The organism is Brevibacterium sp. SIMBA_078, from assembly GCF_046534565.1.
Taxonomy (GTDB): Bacteria; Actinomycetota; Actinomycetes; order Actinomycetales; family Brevibacteriaceae; genus Brevibacterium.
In genome coordinates this window covers 1-249 of record NZ_JAWRYQ010000432.1, presented here as the reverse complement: position 1 = coordinate 249, position 249 = coordinate 1, and the positions used below count along the sequence as shown (strand labels likewise).

Sequence of the window (249 nt, the reverse complement as noted above, 5' to 3'; positions counted from 1 at the left end):
AAGCGAGCTAACCCGCTGACAACAGATGACAAAGAGACACTCACTCAACAGCATACTCAAGCACAAGAAGCGTCTAATAAACGCATTGAAGCAATTGGCGCTATTAGTCAGCGACTAAAAGACAATGAGGATAAGAAAAGCACGCAACAGGTACAAATCGATGCCATCAACACCCAAAAGGATAAATTACAAGTATGGCAACAGCTGAATGACTTGATCGGCTCAAACAGTGGCAAGAAGTATCGTACC

1 protein-coding gene is annotated in these 249 nt (G+C 43.4%); it reads left to right on the top strand.

Annotated elements, in window-relative coordinates; translation table 11 throughout:
- Positions 1-249, top strand: a 249-nt coding sequence (locus SB749_RS20300) for a hypothetical protein (protein WP_410711898.1), incomplete at both ends; no start/stop codon positions are given.